Here is a 23,994-nt window from a genome sequence, read left to right on the forward strand (position 1 = left end):
AACGCCGTCTCAGTTGAGACGGCGTAACTTCATCAGTCAGAGCGCAGTTTCGGATCCAATGCGTCGCGCAGACCGTCACCAAACAGGTTGAAACCCAGAACGGTCACGAAAATCGCAATGCCCGGAAACAGGGTCAGATGGTCGGCCACACCCATATAGGAGCGTCCGTCAGCCAGCATGGCACCCCATTCAGGGCTTGGCGGTTGTGCGCCCAGACCGATGAAGGAGAGGGAGGCCGCGGTCAGAATGGATGTCCCGATACGCATGGAGAAATAGACGATCACATTCGGCAATGTGCCAGGCAGAATGTGGCGCAGCATAATCACGCGATCTTTCACGCCGATCGCACGGGACGCATCCACATAAACAGTGCGCTTGAGCTGCAATGTTGTACCACGGGCAAGACGGGCAAAAACCGGAATCGAGAAGATCGCAACTGCATAGATCACGTTAGTGATGCCAGGTCCGAGAATAGCGATAACGGCAATCGCCAACAGGATACCCGGAAAGGCCAGCAGCAGATCGCACAGACGCATCACGGCAGAGTCAATCCAGCGGCCATAATAGCCGGAGATGATGCCGAGCGAAACACCGGCAAGCGCACCGAGTGTTACGGAAAGGAAGCCGACGGATAGTGAGATCCGTGCACCCCAGATGATACGGCTGAAAATATCGCGGCCATAGGTGTCTGTGCCTGCCCAGTGGGCGGCACTCGGGCCTTGCAGCACGGCATTATAATCCGGAATGGTCGGATCATACGGCGCAACAAATGGCGCAAAGACGGCCATCAGAACGAGAGTGATGATGAAGATAAGCGCGATTACAGCCACTTTTTGCTTTTTAAAGCGGCGCCAGAATTCAGCCAAAGGCTTGCGCATTTTTTCGGTGGGTTCCACCACAACAGTTGTCGCACTCATTTGTAGCGGATCTCCGGATTTGCGAAGGCATACAGCACATCAACCAGCATATTGATGAAAATGAACTGCAGCGAGAACAACAGGATCAGCGCCTGAATGACCGGATAGTCACGATAGGAAACTGAATCGACCAGCAGACGACCAAGACCCGGCCATGAGAACACGCTCTCAACCACAATCGAACCGCCGAGCAGGAAGCCGAATTGCAGACCGACCATGGTGATGATCGGGATCAGCGCATTGCGCAGCGAGTGTTTCCAGATCACACGGCGTTCCGGTACACCTTTGGCGCGCGCAGTGCGGACATAATCTTCACGGGCAATTTCTATGAAGGAAGAGCGGGTGAAACGTGCCATGATTGCCGCAACACCAAGGCCAAGCGTAAAGGACGGCATGATGAAATGCTGCCAAGTGCCGTAGCCGCCGGTCGGGAACCAACCGAGATGCACGGAAAACAGATTGATAAGCAGAAGGCCGAGCCAGAAAGGCGGAAAGGAAATCCCGGAAACCGCAATAATCATCCCCGCATAATCCGGCCACTTACCGCGTTTAACAGCGGAGATAACCCCGATCAGCAGGCCGAGAGCCGTGGACCAGAGCATGGCGAATACGGTGAGCCATACGGTCGGCATCAGGCGGGAGCCGATTTCTTCGGCAACAGTACGGCGGGTTTTCAGCGAGATGCCGAAGTCGCCCTGTACTGCACGGCTGAAGTAAGTGACAAACTGCTCAGGCAGCGGCTTGTCGAGGCCGAGTGAGGAGCGTACGGCGGCAACGTCTTGCGGGCTGGCATCAGGACCTGCAACAAGACGGGCAGGATCGCCGGGCAACATATGCACAAAGGCAAAAACGCAGACCATCACCATCAAAATGACGGGGACAGTGGCCAACAGCCGTTTGATCAGATAGGCAAACATGGATTTCCTTTCTGAAAAACTGTGCTGACCGCATAAAGCGGTCAGCACTCGCTTTCAGATACGATTATTCAGAGAATGCAGCTTCTTCAAGCAGGAAGCCGCGGTCAGGCAGCATGTAAACGCCTGAGAGGGTTTTGCTTTTAGCTGAAATATTCTGGTTTTCACCGAGGAAGATCCAAGGTGCACCTGCCCATGCAACTTTCTGTGCTTCCGCATAGAATTCCGCACGTTTTGCAGGATCTGCCGTGCTGATCGCGCCCTCGATTGCAGCGTCAACTTTCGCGTCTTTATAATAAGCTACGTTGAACATTGCAGGCGGGAAGCTCTGGCCGTAAAGCAGCGGACGAATGCCCCAGTCAGCATCACCGGTCGAAGCTGACCAGCCGCCATAATACATCTGGACGCTTGCATCTTCTGGCTTTTCAACAGCCCAGATTTTCTGTGCAGCAACACCGGCTTCAAGCGGCATTACATTCACCTTCACATTGATCTGCGCCAGCTGCTGCTGGATGAACTGAACGGCGCGGATGGCTTCTGTATTGGAGCCTGACCAGATTTCAGTTTCAAAACCGGCTTCGAGGCCAGCTTCTTTCATCAGCTCTTTGGCTTTATCGACGTTAAAGTCGTAATTGCCGGCTGTAACGTGGAAAGCCAGATTTTTCGGAATGATCGAGTCTGATGGTTCGCACAGATCATTGTAAACGATTTTACAATAGGTCTTCTTGTCGACAGCATAGTTCAATGCCTGACGAACGCGCACATCATCAAAAGGTTTTTTCAAAGTGTTGAGTGCAACATAATACTCAACAATCGACGGGCTTGCGGTTACTTCTACATTCGGGTTCTTTTCCGCAACGACCATCAGTTCCGGCGGGAAGGAAGGAATGAACTGAGCTTCGCCGGTCTGCAACATAGCAAAGCGGGCACCGGATTCCGGTACGGAACGGATGGTCACGCCGTCAACTTTCGGCAGGCCTTCTTTCCAGTAGGTGTCGTTTTTCACGACTTCCAATGTGTCCGCACCCCAATGTTTAAACTTGAACGGGCCGGTGCCGACAGGATTACGGTCAATGTCCTTGCCGAATTTTTCCAGAGCGGCAGGCGAAATCATCATCGCACCCGGATGAGCAAGAGACGGGATCATCGCACCGAAAGGCTCTTTGAGGATCAGCTTAACAGTCGTTGCATCAACGACCTGTACTTCCTTGACCATGGATACGAGGCTGCGGCGGGACAGTTTGTTGTCCGGATTAGCAAGGCGGTCAATATTGGTTTTAACCGCTGCTGCGTTGAAGTCAGTGCCATCGTGGAACTTTACACCTTCACGCAATTTAATCGTGAATTCGGTGGCATTGTCATTGGCTTCATAGCTTTCGGCCAGAAGCGGAACAAGTTTCATATCTTTATCAAAGCCGAACAGACCCTGATAGATCAGGCGGATCGAAGTCTGCGACAAGGTATCGTTGATATTTGTCGGATCCAGACCGGTCAGGTTATTCGGAATGGCAACGGTGAGGGACTTCGCCCAGACAGTGCCTGGCAGCATGACAGCAGCAGCGAGTGCGGTTGACAGCAGAATTGACTTCAGTTTCATATGTCTCTCCTTACACATATTACTTAAAATCGCCGATCGGGTGGCGGGCTACAAAATGGCCGGGTTCCACCTCAACCAATGGTTTGACAACAGGCATATCGTCGGGCTTGCGCACCGGACTTGGGATTTCGCCCTCAATCAGCGGTCTGTTGCGATCACGTCGTGACGGATCGGCAATTGGCACTGCAGAGAGCAGGCGACGGGTATAGGCATGCTGCGGATTTTCAAAAATCTGACGGCGTGGGCCGATTTCAACGATCTGACCAAGATACATCACGGCAACACGGTGCGAGACGCGCTCAACAACTGCCATGTCATGGCTGATGAAAATATAGGACAACCCGCGTTTTTCCTGCAATTCCATCATCAGGTTGATGACCTGCGCCTGAATGGAAACGTCGAGCGCTGCCACAGCTTCATCCGTAATCAGGATATCCGGATCACCGGCAAGGGCGCGGGCAATGCAGATACGCTGGCGCTGGCCGCCGGAGAACTGATGCGGATAGCGGCGTGCATGTTCCGGCTGCATGCCGACATCGCGCAGCAATTGCATCACACGGGCTTCAATCTCATCGCCCTTGGCGAGGCCGTGGGTAATCAGCGGCTCGGCAATGGAAAAGCCGACGGTCAGGCGCGGATCGAGTGAGGCAAACGGATCCTGAAACACATATTGAATTTTGCGGCGAATGCTAAGTTTCTCCGCGCCGCTCAGCTTGAAGATATCTTTGCCGCGATAGTGTACAGAGCCGGAAGTGGCTTCCTGCAACATCATTAGCGTGCGGCCGGTGGTGGATTTACCGCAACCGGATTCACCGACGAGCGCCAGTGTTTCGCCCTGACGCAGATCAAAATTGACCTGCTCTACAGCATGAACACGACCGGTCAGCTTGGAGAAAAAACCCCGCCGGATATCAAAACGGGTAACCAGATTTTGCACTTTCAGCACTGGTTCAGCGGATTTGATCGTATCTTGCGGCGGCGATATTTCAAATTCAGCAGGTTTGCCGTCGGCATGATCGGCTTTAAGCATCGGGAAGCGACGCGGCAGATCTTCACCATTGAGCGCACCAAGGCGTGGTACGGCGGCCTGCAAAGCGCGGGTATAAGGATGCTGCGGTGCTTTGAAGATATCTTCAACCGTGCCTTCTTCCACTTTTTCACCATGGCGCATAACGAGAACGCGGTCAGCCACTTCTGCCACCACACCCATATCATGGGTGATGAACAGCACGGCCATGCTCATCTCTTCCTGCAACAGGCGGATAAGACGCAAAATCTGTGCCTGAATGGTCACGTCAAGCGCTGTGGTCGGCTCGTCGGCGATCAACAGTTTCGGCTTGCAGGACAATGCCATTGCTATCATCACACGCTGGCGCATACCGCCGGATAGCTGATGCGGGTGACGATCGAGCAGGCGGGCGGCGTCCGGAATGCGGACTTTTTCCAACATGCGCAGGGCTTCAGCGCGAGCTTCTGCGGCTGAGCAATTCTGGTGCAGGCGCACGGCTTCGGCAATCTGTTCGCCAACGGTAAAAACCGGATTGAGCGAGGTCATCGGCTCCTGAAAGATCATGGCAATATCATTGCCGCGAATTTTTTCCATCGCCTTCAGCGAGTATTTGGTGAGATCGGTGGTCACGCCGTCATTGCCGGTAAAATGAATGCCGCCTTCGGTGATCTTGCCGCCGCCGCTTTCCACCAACCGCATAATAGCCAGCGAGGTTACGGATTTACCCGAACCGGATTCACCGACCACGGCCAGTGTTTCTCCGGCTTTAATCTCGAAAGACAGATTCTTAACCGCACGGAATGTGCTTTCATCACCTTTGAAATCAACGCTGATATTCTCAACACGGATAACCGGTGCTGCTTGCGGGTTACTCGGCTTCACTGACATCCGTGGTCCTCGTCTTGGACTGCGGATGAGTTTTATCATCCGCATAAAAATAGGGCATAAGAAAGCGTGTTCGTGCAACAGCATCGGACACGCTTTGATGATGAGCCGCCAGAATGGCGAGAATGGTTTCAAAAGCGGCAATTGCCGCAATACCGGAACTGTGCAGAACCGGATGTTCTGCCGGAATGAAAATCTGTTCGTGGCTGAGCGCAGCGAGCGGTGAATGAGTGCCGTCAGTAATCGCAATACAATAGGTGCCGCGACCGCGCGCCATTTTCATAAAATCGACTGTAGCCTGCGAGTAGCGCGGCAGTCCCATCGCAATCAGCAGATCTTCAGGGCCGAGACCGGCGATTTTTAATGCCACACGTTCCATGCCGCAGTCGCCAGTCAGCATGACTTGAGCGCGGCTGAAAGGCAGCAGCCTGTCGGCAAAAAGTTGCAGGAGATTGCCGCTGACGCCAAAGCCTAAAAAGGCAATACGTTGCGCATTGAGAATGCGCATGGCTGCGCTCTCCCAGACCGGATTGTCGGCCTGCTGTGCTACGTTTTTTAACAGTTCAAGGGCATTGGCAAAGGAGTCTTCCACCACGCGTTTTGGCGGATTATGACGGGCGCGATCGACATTTTCGACCGGCTTCAGCAGAGCCTGATAGCCCTGAACCGCATGCGTGCGAAACTCGGTATAACCATTGAGGCCAAGGGCTTTGACAAAGCGGGTAATCGTTGCTGTTGAGGTTTCAGTCGCTGAAGCCAGCTCTTCAATACCCATTGTGGCAACGGGAAAAGGATTGGTCAGCACATAATCAGCAATCTTCTGCTGATTAATAGTCAAACGTATCCACTGTGCTTCGATCAGCGCCGGCAGGTTCAACGATTCTTTCCCCCTCAAATCTCTCCCGAAAAAATTCTTATCAAAAATGATTCCATATGAAAATCTTTTTCATATCGTGTGACAAAATATCTTTTCTATATAGCAGAATAAAAATAGGCCGCTGTTCCGGTCAGAGGAGCAGCGGCCTGAGGCGGGGAATTCGTAAGGAAATGATAATCTTGTTATAGTTTCAGGGCTTTGAACGAACCAGCATCTGGATAGAACGGGATAATTCTGCCTCATTCAGACTGGCAAAACCCAGACGAAACGCATTTGTTGCATTGGCTTTATCCAGTTCAAAATGCGCACCTGCTAAAACAGAGAGGCCAGATCGGGATGCATTTTCAGCCCATTGCTGAGCATCAAGACCGCGATTGAGCCGGAACCAGACGGCCAGACCACCGGCGGGTAATGAAAACCGTCCGCAATCACCGAGCAAATTATTCAGTTGTCCGGCCAGAAAATCGCGCCTTGCATGATAAATCCGGCGGGCTTTGCGTGCATGGCGTTTAATCGTACCATCCGCCAGCAGATCACTGAGTGCCAGTTCCAGCGGCAGGTCGCCTTGCCGGTCAATCGCCTCACGATGGCGGATCATGCGACGGAGAATATCTGCGGGCGCAACTGCATAGCCAATGCGAATACCGGGCGCCAAAACTTTGGACAGGGAGCCGAGATAAATGATCGGCAGTTCTTTGCCGGAGCGCGCGATCAGCGGCAGAACAGGGCGACCGTCATAGCGGTATTCATTATCATAATCATCTTCGATAATCACCAGACCATAGCGCTGAGCGATATCAAACAGCCGCAACCGTCTGGCAGCTCCCAGCGTGACTGTTGTCGGATATTGATGATGCGGCGTCAGGTAAACGGCTCTGAGGTACGGTTCCTGTTGAGCAAGCTTTTCAAGTGCATCCACATCAATGCCGCCGTCATCAACCGGCACACCAAGAATATCGGCGCCTGCTGCACGAAAGGCTGACCATGCCAGCGGATAACCGGTACGTTCCACGGCGATTTTAGTGCCGGGCTCGACCACCGCTTTTGCCGCCAGAAACAAGGCCATCTGGCTGCCTCTGGTGATCATAATATCTTTTTCAGTGGCAACAAGTCCGCGCTCGACATTGAGATAGGATATGAGCGTTTCCCGCAGCGATCTGTTGCCGGACGGATCGCTCTGAGCACTGCCAAGGATAAAATTAGTGTTGGTCAGCGCACGGCGAAAAGCTTGGGCAAAGGCGGTTGTCGGCAGCAATCGTGCATCCGGTGCGCCGTCAGAGAATTTGAGCGCAATGTAAGGCATGTTATTATTGACCGGTAGAGGTTGCTGCGTTGTGGTTGCGTTTTTACCCTGTGCTGAAACATCCGGCAGATCACGGGCGACGAAAGTGCCGCGTGATGGTTCCGCTGCCAGCCAGCCTTGCATCGTTAGTTCATGATAGGCTGCATCAACTGTGTTGCGATTGAGTTTGAGGGTTTGAGCCAAAGAGCGCGTGCCGGGTAAGGGTGAACCCGGTTTCAGGCGGCCACGTTCAATCTCACCGATAATCGAGCGGGCAAGCGCCAGAAAAATCGGCTCCCGATCTCTGGCAAAAACTTCAAGGGCAAATGCGGTGCTTTTTCTCATCACAAACCTAAACTGGTATGGGGCCTGAACTGATAAAGGTAATGACATTGCCTGCCGCATGATAGCGGTTTGCAGATGATGACGGAATACGAATTTGGACGCTACTCAGCCTTGCAGACGGCGCGACCAGTCTTCAACCTTGCGCGAAGCAAGACGTTTGATCGCATAATCCCGCCAGTTCTGCGCCAGATGTTCGAGTTCTGCCATCACTGATAATTCTGCCAAGTTCATCGTATCAACATAGAGCAGATGCCATGCTTTGCGAATTGTCCATTCCGGCGAGGGACGCTCAATCCGTTGCAATGTGTCACCGGCTTTGACATTGCCTTCCTGCAATACACGATAATACCAGCCGGTGCGGCCGCTGCGTTGCACGCGCAAAGCCATATCACCGGTGTCAAAGCGGATATTCAGCTTCCAGCAAGGCTGGCGTCCCTGACTGACCTGAATAACAGCATCACCGGCCTGAAAAATATCGCCGATTGCCACTGTTTCTTCAGTCAGTCCGGTGGTGGAGAGATTTTCACCGAATGCACCGGCATGGTTCAGAATAGTGCGTTCACCGATTTCCTGTTTCCAGCCGTCATAATGGTCATAGGCATAATGATGAACGGCTTTTTCCGGCCCGCCGTGATTTTTGCGGTCGCCTTGCGCGTCTTTGATAAAGCCTTCACTTCCGAGCCAATTTTTGCCGGTGGATGGCAGCTTGTTAATCGCGCTGGGCGCGGCACGCGGCCCCAGCGGGGCGATAGAACCGGTTAGTATTGTATCAATGACTGTCATGAGCTGAATTCTCTGAAGTACAATGTAAACCCATCTCTGACCAATAGACGTCGCTATTGGTCAGAGATGGAGGCCGACCTTGGATTTGAACCAAGCTGTACGGATTTGCAATCCGTTGCGTAACCGCTCCGCCATTCGGCCTGATCTGAAGATACTTAAAAAGGTTGCAAAATCCGGGAGGATATTTGTTGAAACCGTCTCCTGAATAGGGCTGAACCGGATCAAATGAATGATCCGGTTTGTATAATTTTACTAGGCCGGTATGAAGTCTAAACTCAGCGATAAGTGCGTTCTTCCAGTGATGTATTGCGCAACATTTCGGCCATCATCCGTATAAAAGCAGCCTCTGCAGGATTGAGACTGCGGCGCGGATTATAGACAAAATGAATATCAATCGCGGGCAGATCATCCTGTGGTGGCAAAGTCCAGAGCAGGCCTGCATCCACTTCACGGCTGGCAATATGAACCGGCAGGGCACCGATCCCCAGCCCCTGAATAATCATCCGGCTGACTTCCGGCAGATTGGCTGAAACACCGCGTGGTTCGGAGTGTAGATGAACCCGTTCACGCAATTGCCGCACCAGAAACAGCGGGCCGTTTTCAATTTCCGTCTGGAAGGAAACTGACTGTTTGCCGGAGAGGTCTTCTGGTTTGATATTTGTACGGCCGAACAGCTCATGACTGATACCGCAGAACAGGCCGAAAAACTCGCGATAGAGAATGCTTGCCTCTAGTGAGGGGTCATCCTCACGCATCAGACACACACCGAAAGTGGCCTGATTTTGCCGGACACGGCTCAGAACATCGGCACTTTCAGTCACAGCAATCGAATAGGTTGCTTCGGGATAAGTCCGGCTGAACTGCTGCAGGATCGCATCAAAATGCGGGCAGGTGACATGGCTGGTCATAGCAATGGAAATATGGCCGGTGACCAGGCTTTCTGCAGCGGCCATCAGGCTCGGAATACGTGAAATCGAGCCAAAGAGCAGGTGGCTTTCGCGATAGAGCGTTTCGCCCGCTGTGGTCAAGGCAAAATGGCCGGGTCTGCGGTCAAGCAACCGTTTTTCAACCGTGTCTTCAAGGCGTTTGAGCGCACTGCTGACGGTGGGTTGGCTCAGGTTCAGAAATTCTGCCGCACGGGTGATACCGCCCTGTTCCACAACGATGGTGAAAGTGCGCAACAGGTTCCAGTCCAGCCGCCATAAAAAGCGTTCTTCATAGGTGCGCATCATTAATCCTATCAATGATGATGATTATGTTTATCTGTTTGCGCTATGGTTGCCGCAGTGTCAAGATTTGTCAAGAAAGCCGTTTTGAAGCTTTTGAGCGAGGGGCAAAGGTGGCGTTTACGCGCCTTTGTAGCAATAACTGGATGGTCTGAATGACACTACCCGACAAAATCGGTCTGATGGAGGACGCGATCTCTGAAATCAGGGATGGCGCTGTGGTGATGCTGGGTGGTTTCGGAGTGCCCGGAACGCCGTTTTGCCTGATTAAAGAGCTGGTGCGGCAGGGTGCGCGTGGCCTGACAATCATCAAAAATGATGCCAATGAAGCCGGTATGGGGGTCGATTGGCTGCTTGAAAACGGGCAGGTGGAAAAGCTCATTGCCAGCCATATCGGGCTGAACCCCACTGCCGTGCAGCTGATGAATGAAGGTCGCATCAAGGTTGAATTTGTGCCGCAGGGTATTCTCGCTGAGCGTATCCGTGTGGCTGGTGCCGGTCTGATGGGTTTTGTAACTGATATCGGTATCGGCACGCCTTTGGCCGAAGGCAAACCGCAGATCACGATCGGCGGTGAGACAGGTGTGCTGGAGACGGCGCTGAAAGCAGATTTTGCACTGCTCCATGCCGAAAAATCTGACCCGTTCGGCAATCTGCTCTTTGCTGCAACAGCGCGCAATTTCAATCCGCTAATGGCTATGGCTGCCGATAAAACCATTGTTGAAGCAGAACAGGTTGTGCCGTTCGGGCAGATTGCACCAGACGCTGTGCATTTGTCCGGTGCCTTTGTGGATCATGTGGCGGAACTGGGCGAATTGCCGGAGGTCTATGATGTCATCAGACGCTAAAGAACGGATGCTGTGCCGTGCAGCCAAAGATATCTTGTCAGGTATGACTGTCAATTTAGGTATCGGCCTGCCGACAGAAGTATTGCAATATGTGGCGGCGGATATGCCGGTTTGTCTGCACTCGGAGAATGGTATTGCCGGTGTGGGGCCAAGCCGCTCCTATGACGAAGCCGACCGTAATCTGATTGACGCCGGTGGTGCTTATGTTTCCAGAGTAGCAGGCACGGCATTTTTTGACAGTGCTGTAAGCTTTTCCATTGTCCGTTCAGGGCGGTTGGATTTGACCATGCTTGGCGCTTTTGAAGTAGCTGCGAATGGCGATCTCGCCAACTGGATCATTCCGGGGAAATTCTCTCCCGGCATGGGCGGCGCTATTGAACTGGCGCAAAAAGCCCGTCAGGTTGCCGTGGTGATGATGCATACTGACCGCAAAGGTAATCCGAAAATTCTGCCGCAATGTACTTTGCCGCTGACCGCTAAAGGACGGGTAAACCGGATTTATACGGATATGGCATTGTTTGACGTGCGTGACGGTACATTGCATCTGGTTGAAATTGCAGATGGTGTCAGCCTCGATGAACTCAAAGCTGCAACGGCGGCGGATTTCACCGTTCCTGATCACGATCTACCGGTATTTTGAGGCACACCATGAGCATGAATGAAACATCCGTCCTCCATGCTGTTGATGCGGTTTTTGACCGTGAAATCGCGTTCCTTTCTGAACTGGTAAAGCACCCGTCTGTGCGGGGGGAAGAGCAGTCGGCACAGGATTTTATGGCACGGGAGCTGGCAGCCGGCGGCTATGAGGTGGATCGCTGGGAAATTGATGTCAATGATATTGCCGGTATGCCGGGCTTTTCACCGGTAATCGGCAATTATGATAATGCGGTCAATGTTGTCGGCACATTGCGCAGCCGCACCCGACGCGGCCGCAGTCTTATTCTCAACGGCCATATTGATGTTGTGCCGGTGGGGCCGCTGGATATGTGGAAACGCCCGCCTTTCGAAGCCTATATTGATGATGGCTGGATGTATGGCCGTGGTGCCGGTGATATGAAGGCCGGTCTGGCTTCTAATCTGTTCGCCATTGAGGCACTGAAACATCTCGGATTGAAACCTGCGGCGGATGTGTTTTTCCAGTCGGTGGTGGAAGAAGAATGCACAGGCAATGGCGCGCTCGCCTGTTTGCAGCGTGGCTACCGCGCTGATGCCGCTTTGATCCCTGAGCCTTTTGCCGAGAAGATTGTCTCATCACAGGTCGGCGTTTTGTGGTTCCAAATCCGTCTTAAAGGTCTGCCGACCCATGTGGCCTATGCAGGCAGTGGCGCCAATGCGATTGAAGCGGCAATTCCGCTTTTTGCAGCGCTGCACGATCTGGAAAAACAGATGAATGCGCCGCAATGCCGTCATTATGATTTTGCCTGCCACGACCATGCGCTGAACCTCAATATCGGTAAGATTGAAGGCGGTGACTGGGCAAGTTCAGTTCCGGCATGGTGTGTGTTTGACGTGCGCATGGGGTTGTTTCCGGGGCAGAGCATTGACGAACTGAAACAGCGCATTGAACAGGCAATTGCGGAAGCAGCTAAAAGCCATGCCTTTCTGGCGCAGAACCCGCCGGAGATTGTCTATAACGGCTTTGCGGCGGAAGGTTATTCGCTGGATGAGGACAAACGTCCTGTGGCGCGTGAGGCACTGGACGCCCTTGGCCGTGCGCACAAATTTGTCTCCGGCCAGGAACTGGAAAAAGAGGCGATTACCGCCACGACGGATGCGCGTTTCTTTGGGCTTTATGCGGATACGCCTGCATTGGTCTACGGGCCGAAGGCCGAGGCCATTCACGGATTTAATGAGCGGGTTGATCTGGAATCCGTTCGCAGAATAACGCAGTCCACGGCACTGTTTATTGCCGATTGGTGCGGTGTTGAGGAGCTTTGATTGACTATGCGTGATGCTGTAATTGTTTCCACTGCCCGCACCCCGATCGGCAAGGCCTATCGTGGAGGTTTTAATGCCACACAGGGGCCGGTACTGGCTGCCCATGCGGTCAAAGCCGCGATTGAACGTGCCGGTCTTGAAGGCGGCGAAATACAGGATTTCACCCTTGGTTGCGCTCTGACGCAAGGCACAAGCGCGGTCAATGCGGGGCGGCATGTGATTTTTGCGGCAGGCTTGCCGGATCATGTGCCTGCGGCGACGATTGACCGCCAATGCGCGTCCGGCCTGTCTGCCATTGCTGTTGCGGCAGGGCAAATCCGGCAGGGCGATTATGATGTGACGATGGCGGCGGGTATGGACAGTATCTCGTTGGTGCAGAACGACAAATGGAACAGCTCGCATTATCGCATCGCGGCGATCCGTGATGGCTATTACATGCCGATGATCGCTACGGCTGATCTGGTGGCACGCCGCTATACTATTTCGCGCGATGCTCAGGATGCCTATGCACTGAGCAGCCAGCAGCGCACAGCCGCAGCGCAAAAATCAGGGCTTTTTGCCGATGAGATTGTGCCGGTTCGGGCTGAAAAATTACAGAAAGATGCGGTGAGCGGAGAAGAAAGCAAGGTCAGTGTTATTCTGCAGCAGGATGAATGCAACCGGCCTGAAACCAGTCTTGACCGCTTGGCAAGTTTGGCACCGGTGCTAAGTGAGGATTCCACAATTACAGCTGGTAATTCGTCACAATTATCCGACGGGGCATCGGCCTGTGTGCTGATGTCGGCGCAAGCCGCTGCCGCGCGGGGACTGACGCCGCTGGGAATTTTTCGCGGTATGCAGACAATCGGTTGTGCGCCGGAAGAAATGGGTATCGGTCCTGCACTGGCTATACCGCAATTGCTGAAACATCACGGTCTGACCATGGATGATATTGATCTGTGGGAGATTAATGAAGCTTTTGCTTCCCAGCTTGTCTATTGCCGTGATCGTCTGGGGATTGATCCGGAAAAGCTCAATGTGAATGGCGGGGCGATTTCCATCGGCCATCCTTATGGTATGAGCGGTGCCCGTATGGTAGGCCATGCGCTGCTTGAAGGCAGAAGACGTGGTGCCCGTTATGCCGTGGTCAGCATGTGTGTTGGCTGGGGTATGGGTGCGGCAGCACTGCTGGAAATCACTGGCTAAAGTGCCGTAGAAACGGGAGGAAATATGGCTGTGACGGAAAAGAGTGATTTATCATTCCGCCTTGCTGTGCGCGAAGATTGCCCTGCAATTCTGGCTGCTCTGAAGCTGCTGGCACAGTCCATCGGTGTCAGCGAGCGTTGTGAAAGCACATTGCAGGATCTGGAAATGCATGGCTTCGGTGATAAGCCGCAATTTACGGTCATGCTGGCAGAGACAGACGGCAAAATGGCCGGTATGTGTCTGTATTTTCCGATGTTTTCGACATGGCTCGGCAAGCCCGGCCTGTATATTCAGGACATTTATGTCCATGAAGGTTGTCGTAACGCGAAAATCGGCGAGAAATTGCTGCGCCATGTCAGCCGCATCGGACGCGATGAAGGCTATGCCTATCTGCGGCTGACTGTGGATGAGGGCAATGAGGGTGGGGCGCGTTTCTACAGCAATCATGGTTTTATCCGATCTGATGATGAATATATCTACAAGCTGATCGGTCCGGCTTTTGATGCTTTCTGTGATGCTTGATTAGGTGCCATCTTTGAAAGACATGACGTCGAGCAGAAACTGGCAGGCACTTTGGATTTCGTCTGTCAGAAAAGCCTGTGCGGCATCAATATCGCCGCCTTGCAGCGCATGAATGATTTCACCGTGACGATGGGGAGCACGGCTGGCGCTGGCACTGAGTAAAGCCCAGCGGGCTTCCCAGAAAAACGGACTGCGGCGCAACCAGAGGCTTTCGATAAAGCTCAAAAGCAATTGCGAACGCGATGCACGGTAAAGTGCCAGCATAAAATCCGTATCTGCCTGCCTTACACCTGCCGGATCACCGGCAAGGCGTGCAGCTTCATGCGAGGCAACAAGCGCATTGAGCTTTGTATAATCAGATGCCGTCAGATGCGGGGCTGCCAGCCGGAGTGCCAGAGGCTCCAGCTGTAACCGCATCTGCGTGAGTTCCTGAAATTCCTGACGGGTGAGGCGTGGCACCAGTGCGGTGCCTGAGGCTGTGGTATCAAGCGCCCGCTCATTGACGAGGCGGCGCAGTGCTGCCCGCACCGGCATCGGGCTAAGCGATAAAGTTGCACAGACCCCGCGAATGGATAGTTTATCCGCAGGCGAAAAAGAACCGTCAATTATTGCCTGTTTGATGCGCTGATAAGCTTCTTCTTCCAGCAGGCCGGAGGCAGGTTGAGGTGTCTTGTTCTTATCAGGCATGATTATCATCCGTTTCAGGCTGCGGGATTTCTCCCGCAATAATCTGAGTATTTAGTGCATCAGAGCCGCTCTGGATGCAACAAACTCTTCAACCGCATTGGTAAAGCGAGCCAAGTCCTGATCTGTCACCGGCAGGCTCAGCGCTGTCATGCCGCGACGGGCAATATAGATGCCGGCATCAAGCATATCAAAGAAGAACAATTCTTTCAGTGCTTCTTCCCGCGCATCTGATGGATAGGGTGCGGTTATATCACCTGTACGGAAATGCGGTGTTGCCAATGATCCCAGCCCTGCAAACTGCAATGGTACATTTGCAGTCCGGCATATCTGGTTGAGCATCTGGCGCAGGTTTTCGCCTTTTTCATACAGAGTGTCAGCCGCCTGTGCTGTGAAAATATCCCGCATTGCGGTGATGCCTGCTGCCATGGTCATGACATTATTGTTGAATGTTCCCGCATGAGAGACCTTGGAGGCAAATAAATCCATGATTTCCCGTGTCCCGCCAAAGGCACCGAAGCTCATGCCGCCGCCGATATATTTGCCGAGCGTGGTCAGGTCAGGCCGGATATCCAGCCGCTGCTGCATGCCGCCGCCGCTCATGCGTGAGGTCATCACCTCATCGAAAATCAGTAAAGCGCCGGTTTCCCGTGCTGCTTTGGCAATGGCAGTGAGGAACTCTTTTTGCGCCGGAATACAGCCGCCGCTGCCCAGCATCGGTTCCACAATAACCGCGGCCAGCTTGTCACCTGCCGCACGGATTGCGGCAACCGTTCCTTCCGTATCATTATAATCACACAGATGAACGGGAAAAGGTGCGGTAATCGGGCTGCTGCCGCTGACCGGAAAATAGAGCAGACTGCCGTGATAACCACCGCGAAAGGCAATAATATCGGTGCGGCCGGTGGCAACGCGGGCAATACTCAACGCAATCAGATTGGCCTCGGTGCCGCTATTGGTGAAACGGATTTTATCAACAGACGGAAAGCGGGCACATAAAATCTGTGCCAGTTCCTGTTCAGCCTCACCCACTGCCGCCAGACTAATACCTTGTGCCATAGCCTGATGCAGTGCCTGATGAATGCGCTGTTCTGTATGGCCGAAAAGACCGGCCGTATATTCACCGCACAGGTCGAGATAATCGTGGCCGTCAACATCGCGCAAATAGGCACCTTCACCGCTGGCCATAGCGGTGGGGAAAGGCGCATAGGACAGCACTGTGCGGGTGTTTCCGCCGGGCAAAACCTCCAGAGCCTGTTGGTGTAATTGCTGACTGCGCGGCCGTTTTTGCGTGTATTTTTCCCGTACCTCGTCAAGCGCTGTTGCCAGAGAACTATTATGTCCGGTGGTAGTGATTGTCATTTTATGATCCCATTAATATAATTTTTGTGATCACATTTTATGTATTTTGAGATATTGTCAAGAGGCGCAAATCTGAGAAATCGTTTGCGCGTTACACATTGGCGACGGTAATTCCTGCCATTGACGTTATTTATTTCCATAAAACGCAGCATTATGTTTTGCTATAAATGTTCCTGAGGCCGGACAATGTCTGTCTCAAGATCCGGTTGAGGAGCCGGATTAACGGAACGTGATAATAAAAAAATACGGCTCTGTGACTGATACCGGAGCCGGAACGGGGCAATTATATTCGCCTTACAGCCAATGATTTTCTTTGAAATCCGCGATGAGCATCATGCGGAAATAATGTCTGTGAGCCTAAGCTACGCAGCAGCAATCTTGCTGTGTCTTTTTCAAAGGAAAATCATGTCTGCAGGTACCGGCAACGACCGGATAAAAGAGGTGGAACATGAAATTGAAACTGATCACTTTGCTGGCGGCGGGAACCGCTTTGTTCGCCGGTCAGGCTCTGGCTGAAAAGATTAATATTGCGGTCGAGGGGGCTTATCCGCCGTTCAGCTATGTTGATAATGCGGGCAAGCCGGTAGGCTTTGATGTCGATATTGCCGAGGCGCTGTGTACGCAAGCGAAACTCGATTGCAATATTGTGACGCAGGAATGGGACGGGCTTATTCCGGGGCTGAATGCGAAGAAATATTCGGCCATTGTCGCATCGATGACAATTACTGATGAGCGTCGTCAGGTCGTGGATTTCACCGACAGCTATTACCGTTCGCCGGTACGTTTTATGGCGGCTAAAGGTGCTGAATTCGACTTCGCCAAAGGTGGTCTGCGTGGCAAAGTCATCGGCGTGCAGAGCGGTACAGTTTATGACAAGTGGCTTGCGGAAACCTATCCCGATGCTGAGGTTCGTAGCTATCCCTCCACAGAAGAGCATAATGCCGATCTGATGTCCGGCCGCGTTGATCTGGTTGTGACCGATGCTCTGGCATTGCTCGGTGGTTTTCTGCAAACTCCTGAGGGGAAAAATTATGATCTGACAGGGCCTGATCTGACCGATCGCAGGCTGATTGGTGATGGTGTGGGGATCGCAGTGCGGAAGGGTGATGATACTCTGCGCGAGACGCTCAATAAAGCGATTACGGCCATTCGTGCTGATGGTACCTATGACAAGATCAACAAGAAATATTTCCCGCTCGATATTTTCGGGCGTTAGAGCATTTCCAGCAAAAGTGTGAAGCGCCTTCGAGGGGAAATCAGTTCGCTGGACTGATTTCTATTCCCTCTTAGATGCGTTGGATAATGCGATAAAAACAAAAAGTAGAGCATTAGTTGAAGAGGCAAGGCGGTGCATGGAGCCTGAATTGGTGTCCATGCATCGCCTTTGTCGTTTTTGGTTGTGATAACGGTTAAATTGTATCGCCGTAGAATGCTTTTTCACATTGATGAAATTTATATTTAATATTCTAACTATCTATTTGAATAATGATGCCATCTGCGCGACCATAATATCAAGAAGAAGAATTCTCAAGAATTCAGGGAAAATGGGAGCGGGTTTTCATGTTTCATACTATCTCACGCGCAGCATTGCGCACTGCATTTGTTGCGGGACTTTTCTGTGGTGCTGCATCGCCGGTTCTGGCAGATGATCTGGCCACAATTAAAGAAAACGGCACTTTCAGCGCTGCCATGTCCGGTCAGTATCCGCCTTTCAGCATGGTGGATGAAAAAAACGAAGTGATCGGCTTTGATGTCGACATCACCAACGAGATCGCCCGCCGCCTCGGTGTGAACGGCAATGCCGTTACGACAACATGGGACGGTATTATTCCGGGTCTGCTGACCAAGAAATATGATGCGATTATCGGTTCTATGGCGATCACAGAAGACCGCCTGAAAGCTGTTGATTTTGTCGGTCCTTACTATCACGACGGTCGCGGTATTTTCGTTCTCGATAAATCCGAGGCTAAAGGGCTGGATGATCTGAAGGACAAAGTGATCGGGGTCACCCTTGGTGAAACCCATGAAAAATGGGCGCGTGAGCAGGGTGGCTGGACAATCCGCACCTATAAAGGTCTGCCGGAGCTGATCATGGAGCTGAAGGCCGGTCGTGTTGATGCTGTGGTCGTCGACTATATCGCACTCCTGACGGTGATTAAACAGACAGCCGACCCGATCCGTATGCTGGATATCGCCAATATCGAAGGCGCACAGATTGGTATCGGTATTGCCATTCGCAAGAACAATCCGGAGTTGAAAGCAGCAATGCAGAAAGCGCTGGATGACATGATGACTGACGGCACCTATGAGACGATTTCCACCAAGTGGATCGGTCGGGATATTCGTTGATATAGGCCGTTAAAATCTGCCACTAAAACCTGCTTGCCTGACCTGAAATATGGTCAGGCCGTATGCCGGAGGTGACGATGGATATCGCACTGATCCAAAAAACTTTCCCGTATTTTGCACAAGCTGCATGGGTGACAATTCTTGTCTCTTTGTTGGCGCTGGTGCTGGGGCTTGCACTGGCCAGCTTGTTGACGATGATGCGGCTTTCACAAAGCACCATGCTGCGTTTTCCTGCTATTGCTTATATTAGCCTCTTTCGCGGTACACCCTGCCTTGTGCAGCTGTTTCTGCTCTATTTCGGCGGCGCGCAGATCGGGATTAATCTCTCGCCTTTTACCGCCGGTTGGATCGGGTTGGGATTGAACATTGCCGCCTATATGTCGGAATCCATGCGTGGTGCCATTATCGCGGTTGACCGCAGTCAGAGCGAAGCTGCACGCAGTATCGGCTTTGGCCGTGCCCGAACGATGGTGCTGATTATTCTGCCGCAGGCCGCGCGTCTGATGATCCGCCCTTTGGGTGTGAATATTGTAGCGCTGATTAAAGGCTCGGCGCTGGTCTCGGCTATCTCGGTGATCGATCTGACCTATACGGCACAGCGCTATATCAGCGCGACCTATAAGCCGTTTGAAATCTTCACGGTGGCTGCATTCTTCTACATGGTCATCATTATTACTGTCACCATTGTACTGCGTTGGCTCGACCGGCGTTTTGTCATCGCTTAAAGGGGGAGAGAGATGGAAGGTTTGGATTTCTCAGTCCTCGTCCCCTATATACCGTTGCTGTTGCAAGGGGCTTTGTGGACGGCAGTTATCACCGTTCTGGCTGGTCTGCTGAGTTTTGGCGGCGGTGTGGTTTTCGCAGTGCTGCTGCTCTATGCGCCTTGGTTTGTGAAAGTGCCGGTTGCCGGTTTCATGTGGCTGTTTATGGGCACGCCGCTGTTGTTGCAGCTGTTTTTGATCTATTTCGGACTGGTACAGATCGGTATTGATATTCCGGCACTCTGGGCAGGGATCATCGGTCTGGGGCTGCATTATGCGGTTTATAATGCCGATATCCTGCGTGCCGGTATTGCCAGTATCGACAAAGGCCAGTCTGAAGGTTCGCGCAGCATTGGTTTCGGGCGTTTTCAGACCCTACGCTATATTGTGGTACCGCAGGCCGTGCGTGTAACCCTACCGCCGATTGCCAGCAATATGATCGCACTGCTGAAGGAATCTTCGCTGGTCTCGATCATCGGTATCGCTGAACTGGTTAATGCCGCGCAGCTTGGCATTTCTTCCACTTTCCGCCCGTTTGAATTCTATATTGCCGTGGCGGTTCTCTATTATCTGCTAAATCTTGTGCTTGAAGGTGCCATTGCGCTTATCGAGCGGCGTGTGGAGACGACACGATGATAAAATCGGGGATACAACAATCCGGTCAAGCGCCGATGGTGCGTGTGGTCAATGCGCATAAGTCCTACGGAGCGCTGGAAGTTCTCAAAGGCATTGATCTCTCTGTTGATAAAGGCAAAATCTTTGCGCTGATCGGACCGTCCGGCTCCGGTAAAAGCACATTGCTGCGCTCGATCAATCAGCTGGAAACGCTCAATCAGGGTGAGGTCTGGCTGGAGAATGAACGGGTGAACCGCGATATTCAGGGGCTGGCCTATGAGCGGCACATCAATCATATCCGTCAGCAGATGGGCATGGTGTTCCAGCATTTTAACCTGTTTCCTCATTTGAGCGTGCTGGGCAATATCACGCTGGGACCGATCAAGCTCAAAGGTATGAGCAAAGCGGAAGCCCGCGATCTGGCAATGGATCTGCTGGCAAAAGTCGGCCTTTCGGATAAAGCCGATGTTTTTCCGTCACGTCTTTCCGGCGGTCAGAAGCAGCGTGTTGCCATCGCCCGTGCGCTGGCGATGAAGCCGAAAGTGATGCTTTTTGACGAAGCCACATCAGCGCTTGATCCGGAACTGGTGGATGAAGTGAATGCGGTGATGAAGCAGCTTGCAGCAGAACATATGACCATGCTGATTGTGACTCATGAAATGCGCCTTGCCGATGAGGTTGCGGATTTTGTGCTGTTCATGGATGGCGGGCGTGTTGTGGAGCAGGGGCCGCCGTCGCAGCTTTTCCGTAATCCGGAGCAGGAACGTACCCGTCAGTTTTTACGCAAACATCTTGCTGCCTGAAACAGTCAGCCTATTCGGTAATTATTTGAAAGATCAGATCATGATGCCAGACAAAAGCGAAGCCGTTAAGCCTTCCCACCTGTTCTACCAGTCACGCACAAGACGCCCTTTGGCGACCCATGCGGAAGGGATTTATATCTGGGATGAATCCGGCCGTCGCGTGATCGACGGCTCCAGCGGTGCGATGGTGGTTAATATCGGCCATTCCAATCCGAATGTGCTGGCTGCGATGAAAGCGCAGATGGATAAGGCGACTTTTATCTATCGTCTGCATTTTGAGAATGAGCCGGCGGAAGAACTGGCACGTCAGCTGGTACGCCGTATGCCGGAAGGCATGGATAAAGTGTTCTTTGTTTCCGGTGGTTCGGAAGCGGTTGAATCTGCAATCAAGCTTGCACGGCAATGGGCGGTCGCAACCAAGCAGGCCAGCCGCTGGAAGGTGATCTCACGTTTTCCTTCCTATCATGGCGCGACATTCGGCGCGCTTTCGGTAACCGGTTATGATGCACTGACAGCACCTTTCACACCGATGGTGCCGGACATGCCGAAGATTGGTGCGCCGACAGCCTATCTCGACCGCGATAATCTGACCTATGAAGACCGCGGTCTGAAATATGCAGATCAGCTGGAGGAGAAAATTCTGGCTGAAGGTGCGGATTCTGTTCTGGCCTTTATCATGGAGCCGATTGGTGGTGCTTCAACTGGCGCGCTGGTTGCGCCTGACAGCTATTACGGGCGCATTCGTGAGATTTGCGACAAATACGGTATTCTGCTCATTCATGACGAGGTGATGAGCGGTGCAGGGCGCACGGGCAAATATCTCGGTGGCGATCACTGGAATTGCCGTCCGGATATTATTGCCATGTCTAAAGGGCTGGGCGCAGGTTATGTGCCGCTCGGTGCAATGATCGCATCAGACCGTATTGTGCAGCCGGTGCTGAGTGCCGGTGGTTTTGCCCATGGCTATACCTATGCCGGTAACCCGCTGGCCTGTGCGGCAGGTCTGGCGGTGCTGGAAGAGATTGACCGGCTTGATCTTCTGACCAATGCCACTGTGATGGGCGAGCGGATGAAGCAGGGACTGCTTGATCTGGCGGAAATCTTTCCGTTTATTGGTGATGTGCGCGGTAAAGGTCTGTTGCTGGCTGCGGAATTTGTTGCCGATAAGAACACGATGGCACCACTGCCTGCCGCTCTCAATGCTTACCAGCATATTGTCGAGATTGCCTATAAACGCGGACTGATCATTTATTCCCGTCGTTCACGCGGCGGTGTTGAGGGGGATCATTTCCTGATTTGTCCGCCGATGATTATCACAGCGGATGAAGTTGATCTGATCCTGTCGATTATTAAAGACAGTCTGGAAGAACTGGCACAGATGTTGGATTTGCCTGTTAATCGCTAAACTATAGCATTTGCGAGCCAAAAGTGCGAAGCGCCTTCGCAGGGAAATCAGTTCGCCGGACTGATTTCTTTTCCTGCTGCGATGCGTCGGATAATGTGTAAAAACAAACAGTTACAGCGGTTCCAACGTTTCAGTCTTAACTAGAACCGCTGTAAAAGCAGATAAATAAAAACGGGGCGGTTTTTCCGCCCCGTTTTTATTTGATCTCAGAGACCGCCGAGGCTCAGATATTTCATATTTAGGTAATCATCGAGACCGTGGACAGAGCCTTCACGCCCCATACCGCTTTCTTTGATGCCGCCGAATGGTGCGACTTCTGTGGTGATGATGCCTTCATTTATGCCGACCATGCCATATTCCAGTGCTGAAGAAACACGGAATGACCGTGCCAGATCGCGGGTGTAAATATAGGCAGCAAGGCCGAATTCTGTGGCATTAGCGGCAGCGATGGCTTCTTGCTCTTCTTTAAAACGGAAGAGGACGGAAAGCGGGCCGAAGGTTTCTTCCCGTGCAACCAGCATATCCGCAGTGGCATCTGCAAGAACGGTCGGCTCATAGAAGGTATGCCCAAGTGCATGGCGCTGACCGCCGGTCAATGTGCGCGCACCTTTGGCAAGGGCATCGCGGACATGATGTTCAACCTTCTCAACAGCCGCTTCATTAATCAGCGGCCCCTGTTCAGAACCGGCATCAAAACCATTGCCGACTTTCAGTGTTTTCACCCGTGCGGCATATTTCTCGGCGAAAGCCTCATAAATACTGTCCTGAATGTAGAAACGGTTGGTGCAAACGCAGGTCTGGCCGGAATTGCGATATTTGGCAGCCAGTGCGCCTTCAACTGCGCGGTCAAGATCTGCATCATCAAAGACGATGAAAGGTGCATTGCCGCCGAGTTCCATCGACAGGCGTTTCATCGTGTCGGAGGACTGGTTATAGAGCAGTTTGCCGACGCGGGTGGAACCGGTGAAGGTGATTTTTTTGACCATCGGGCTGGCGGTCAGCTCGCCGCCGATCTCAACCGCATCACCGGTAAGGATATTGACCACTCCGGCCGGAATGCCTGCTTTTTCAGCCAGAAGACCCCATACAAGGCCGCAATATGGGGTAAATTCGGCAGGTTTGACAACGATGGTACAACCGGCAGCCAGTGCAGCGCCGAGTTTACGGGCAATCATTGACAGCGGGAAATTCCACGGGGTGATGGCACCAACCACACCAATCGGCTCACGGGTGACGAGAAGACGGCGGTCTTTCCACGGGGAAGGGATGATTTCACCATTCACGCGGCGTGCTTCTTCCGCAAACCACTGAATATAAGAGGCGCTGATCGCGACTTCGCCCTTGGCTTCAGCCTGTGGCTTTCCCTGTTCAAGGGTGAGCATCTGCGCCAGCGGTTCGGCATTTTCACGGATGATACGGGCAAGCTCCAGCAGTAATGTTGAACGCTCGGCAGCAGTTTTGCCGGACCAGTCAGGAAATGCCGAGGACGCGGCAGCAATCGCACGGGCAGTCTCTGCTTTACCGGAAAACGGAATGGTGCCGATGGTTTTTCCGGTGGCCGGATCGGTCACATCCAGTGTTTTGCCACTGTCAGCCTGCACCCATTCGCCGCCGATCAGGTTGGCTTCCCGCAACCAGCCGGATTTCTTGATAATTTCCAACATTCTTGTCTTCCCATCTTTCATTA

The 23,994-nt window shown here is 52.7% G+C and carries 22 protein-coding genes and 1 tRNA gene; 11 read left to right on the forward strand and 12 right to left on the reverse strand.

Translation table 11 applies throughout. The features are described 5' to 3' along the window. Positions 1 to 32: 32 nt before the first annotated feature. From QUF18_RS03330 to QUF18_RS03370, 9 genes are all read right to left on the reverse strand, one after another. Positions 33 to 917: an ABC transporter permease subunit gene (locus tag QUF18_RS03330; protein ID WP_113943350.1), complete on the reverse strand. Its 885-nt coding sequence runs from the start codon at positions 915 to 917 to the stop codon at positions 33 to 35. After that, a complete protein-coding gene (gene gsiC / locus QUF18_RS03335; RefSeq protein WP_113943349.1) occupies positions 914 to 1,834 on the reverse strand; it encodes a glutathione ABC transporter permease GsiC in 921 nt (306 codons plus the stop codon). The genes QUF18_RS03330 and gsiC overlap by 4 nt, the downstream gene beginning before the upstream one ends. A 64-nt stretch (positions 1,835 to 1,898) precedes the next feature. Beyond that, positions 1,899 to 3,428 (reverse strand): glutathione ABC transporter substrate-binding protein, encoded by a 1,530-nt coding sequence (locus tag QUF18_RS03340; protein WP_289385157.1) that lies wholly within the window; start codon positions 3,426 to 3,428, stop codon positions 1,899 to 1,901. Positions 3,429 to 3,447: 19 nt separating this feature from the next. Continuing rightward, positions 3,448 to 5,325: a dipeptide ABC transporter ATP-binding protein gene (locus QUF18_RS03345; protein ID WP_289385158.1), complete on the reverse strand. Its 1,878-nt coding sequence runs from the start codon at positions 5,323 to 5,325 to the stop codon at positions 3,448 to 3,450. Further along, positions 5,306 to 6,217, reverse strand: a complete 912-nt coding sequence (locus tag QUF18_RS03350; RefSeq protein ID WP_289385161.1) for a MurR/RpiR family transcriptional regulator — start codon at positions 6,215 to 6,217, stop codon at positions 5,306 to 5,308. Before QUF18_RS03350 ends, QUF18_RS03345 begins: the two co-directional genes overlap by 20 nt. Before the next feature lie 172 nt (positions 6,218 to 6,389). Next, positions 6,390 to 7,826 (reverse strand): MocR-like pyridoxine biosynthesis transcription factor PdxR, encoded by a 1,437-nt coding sequence (gene pdxR, locus QUF18_RS03355; protein ID WP_289385189.1) that lies wholly within the window; start codon positions 7,824 to 7,826, stop codon positions 6,390 to 6,392. 105 nt (positions 7,827 to 7,931) lie between these two features. Next, complete coding sequence (locus QUF18_RS03360; protein ID WP_289385193.1) at positions 7,932 to 8,609, reverse strand: MOSC domain-containing protein; 678 nt, start codon at positions 8,607 to 8,609, stop codon at positions 7,932 to 7,934. Positions 8,610 to 8,676: 67 nt separating this feature from the next. Continuing rightward, a tRNA-Cys gene (locus QUF18_RS03365) sits at positions 8,677 to 8,750 on the reverse strand. Positions 8,751 to 8,884: 134 nt separating this feature from the next. After that, complete coding sequence (locus QUF18_RS03370; protein WP_289385195.1) at positions 8,885 to 9,841, reverse strand: LysR family transcriptional regulator; 957 nt, start codon at positions 9,839 to 9,841, stop codon at positions 8,885 to 8,887. A gap of 149 nt (positions 9,842 to 9,990) precedes the next feature. Here QUF18_RS03370 and QUF18_RS03375 point away from each other — a divergent pair, with 149 nt between their 5' ends. Genes QUF18_RS03375 through QUF18_RS03395 form a run of 5 tightly spaced genes read left to right on the forward strand, consistent with a single transcriptional unit; the run spans position 9,991 to position 14,328 of the window. Beyond that, positions 9,991 to 10,683, forward strand: coding sequence for a CoA transferase subunit A (locus tag QUF18_RS03375; protein WP_289385197.1), 693 nt, complete (start codon positions 9,991 to 9,993; stop codon positions 10,681 to 10,683). Continuing rightward, a complete protein-coding gene (locus QUF18_RS03380) occupies positions 10,664 to 11,323 on the forward strand; it encodes a 3-oxoacid CoA-transferase subunit B (RefSeq protein ID WP_289385198.1) in 660 nt (219 codons plus the stop codon). The genes QUF18_RS03375 and QUF18_RS03380 overlap by 20 nt, the downstream gene beginning before the upstream one ends. A 14-nt stretch (positions 11,324 to 11,337) precedes the next feature. Then, positions 11,338 to 12,621, forward strand: coding sequence for an ArgE/DapE family deacylase (locus tag QUF18_RS03385; RefSeq protein ID WP_289386115.1), 1,284 nt, complete (start codon positions 11,338 to 11,340; stop codon positions 12,619 to 12,621). 6 nt (positions 12,622 to 12,627) lie between these two features. Continuing rightward, positions 12,628 to 13,806, forward strand: a complete 1,179-nt coding sequence (locus QUF18_RS03390; protein WP_289385200.1) for a thiolase family protein — start codon at positions 12,628 to 12,630, stop codon at positions 13,804 to 13,806. 24 nt (positions 13,807 to 13,830) lie between these two features. Then, positions 13,831 to 14,328, forward strand: coding sequence for a GNAT family N-acetyltransferase (locus tag QUF18_RS03395; RefSeq protein WP_289385202.1), 498 nt, complete (start codon positions 13,831 to 13,833; stop codon positions 14,326 to 14,328). Here the strand turns inward: QUF18_RS03395 and QUF18_RS03400 are convergent, their stop codons facing one another. Further along, a complete protein-coding gene (locus tag QUF18_RS03400) occupies positions 14,329 to 15,015 on the reverse strand; it encodes a GntR family transcriptional regulator (protein WP_289385203.1) in 687 nt (228 codons plus the stop codon). It lies immediately after the preceding gene. A gap of 51 nt (positions 15,016 to 15,066) precedes the next feature. After that, a complete protein-coding gene (locus QUF18_RS03405; protein ID WP_289385205.1) occupies positions 15,067 to 16,374 on the reverse strand; it encodes an aspartate aminotransferase family protein in 1,308 nt (435 codons plus the stop codon). 448 nt (positions 16,375 to 16,822) lie between these two features. On the opposite strand from QUF18_RS03405, the gene QUF18_RS03410 reads away from it, so the two are divergent. The 6 genes from QUF18_RS03410 (at position 16,823) to QUF18_RS03435 (ending at position 22,307) form a co-directional block, all read left to right on the forward strand. Next, positions 16,823 to 17,590 (forward strand): transporter substrate-binding domain-containing protein, encoded by a 768-nt coding sequence (locus QUF18_RS03410; protein ID WP_289385208.1) that lies wholly within the window; start codon positions 16,823 to 16,825, stop codon positions 17,588 to 17,590. Positions 17,591 to 17,934: 344 nt separating this feature from the next. Then, a complete protein-coding gene (locus tag QUF18_RS03415) occupies positions 17,935 to 18,723 on the forward strand; it encodes a transporter substrate-binding domain-containing protein (RefSeq protein WP_289385210.1) in 789 nt (262 codons plus the stop codon). A 77-nt stretch (positions 18,724 to 18,800) separates the two neighbouring features. Continuing rightward, positions 18,801 to 19,448: an amino acid ABC transporter permease gene (locus QUF18_RS03420; RefSeq protein ID WP_289385213.1), complete on the forward strand. Its 648-nt coding sequence runs from the start codon at positions 18,801 to 18,803 to the stop codon at positions 19,446 to 19,448. Positions 19,449 to 19,460: 12 nt separating this feature from the next. Further along, positions 19,461 to 20,120, forward strand: a complete 660-nt coding sequence (locus QUF18_RS03425; RefSeq protein WP_289385215.1) for an amino acid ABC transporter permease — start codon at positions 19,461 to 19,463, stop codon at positions 20,118 to 20,120. Between the two features lie 35 nt (positions 20,121 to 20,155). Continuing rightward, on the forward strand, positions 20,156 to 20,902 hold the full coding sequence (locus QUF18_RS03430; protein WP_289386116.1) for an amino acid ABC transporter ATP-binding protein: 747 nt from the start codon (positions 20,156 to 20,158) through the stop codon (positions 20,900 to 20,902). Positions 20,903 to 20,942: 40 nt separating this feature from the next. Continuing rightward, on the forward strand, positions 20,943 to 22,307 hold the full coding sequence (locus QUF18_RS03435; protein ID WP_289385217.1) for an aminotransferase family protein: 1,365 nt from the start codon (positions 20,943 to 20,945) through the stop codon (positions 22,305 to 22,307). A gap of 206 nt (positions 22,308 to 22,513) precedes the next feature. Here the strand turns inward: QUF18_RS03435 and QUF18_RS03440 are convergent, their stop codons facing one another. Further along, positions 22,514 to 23,971: an NAD-dependent succinate-semialdehyde dehydrogenase gene (locus tag QUF18_RS03440; RefSeq protein WP_289385219.1), complete on the reverse strand. Its 1,458-nt coding sequence runs from the start codon at positions 23,969 to 23,971 to the stop codon at positions 22,514 to 22,516. Between the last annotated feature and the right edge of the window lie 23 nt (positions 23,972 to 23,994).

The sequence above is a fragment of the Pseudochrobactrum kiredjianiae genome (genome assembly GCF_030362795.1).
Lineage (GTDB): Bacteria > Pseudomonadota > Alphaproteobacteria > Rhizobiales > Rhizobiaceae > Pseudochrobactrum > Pseudochrobactrum kiredjianiae.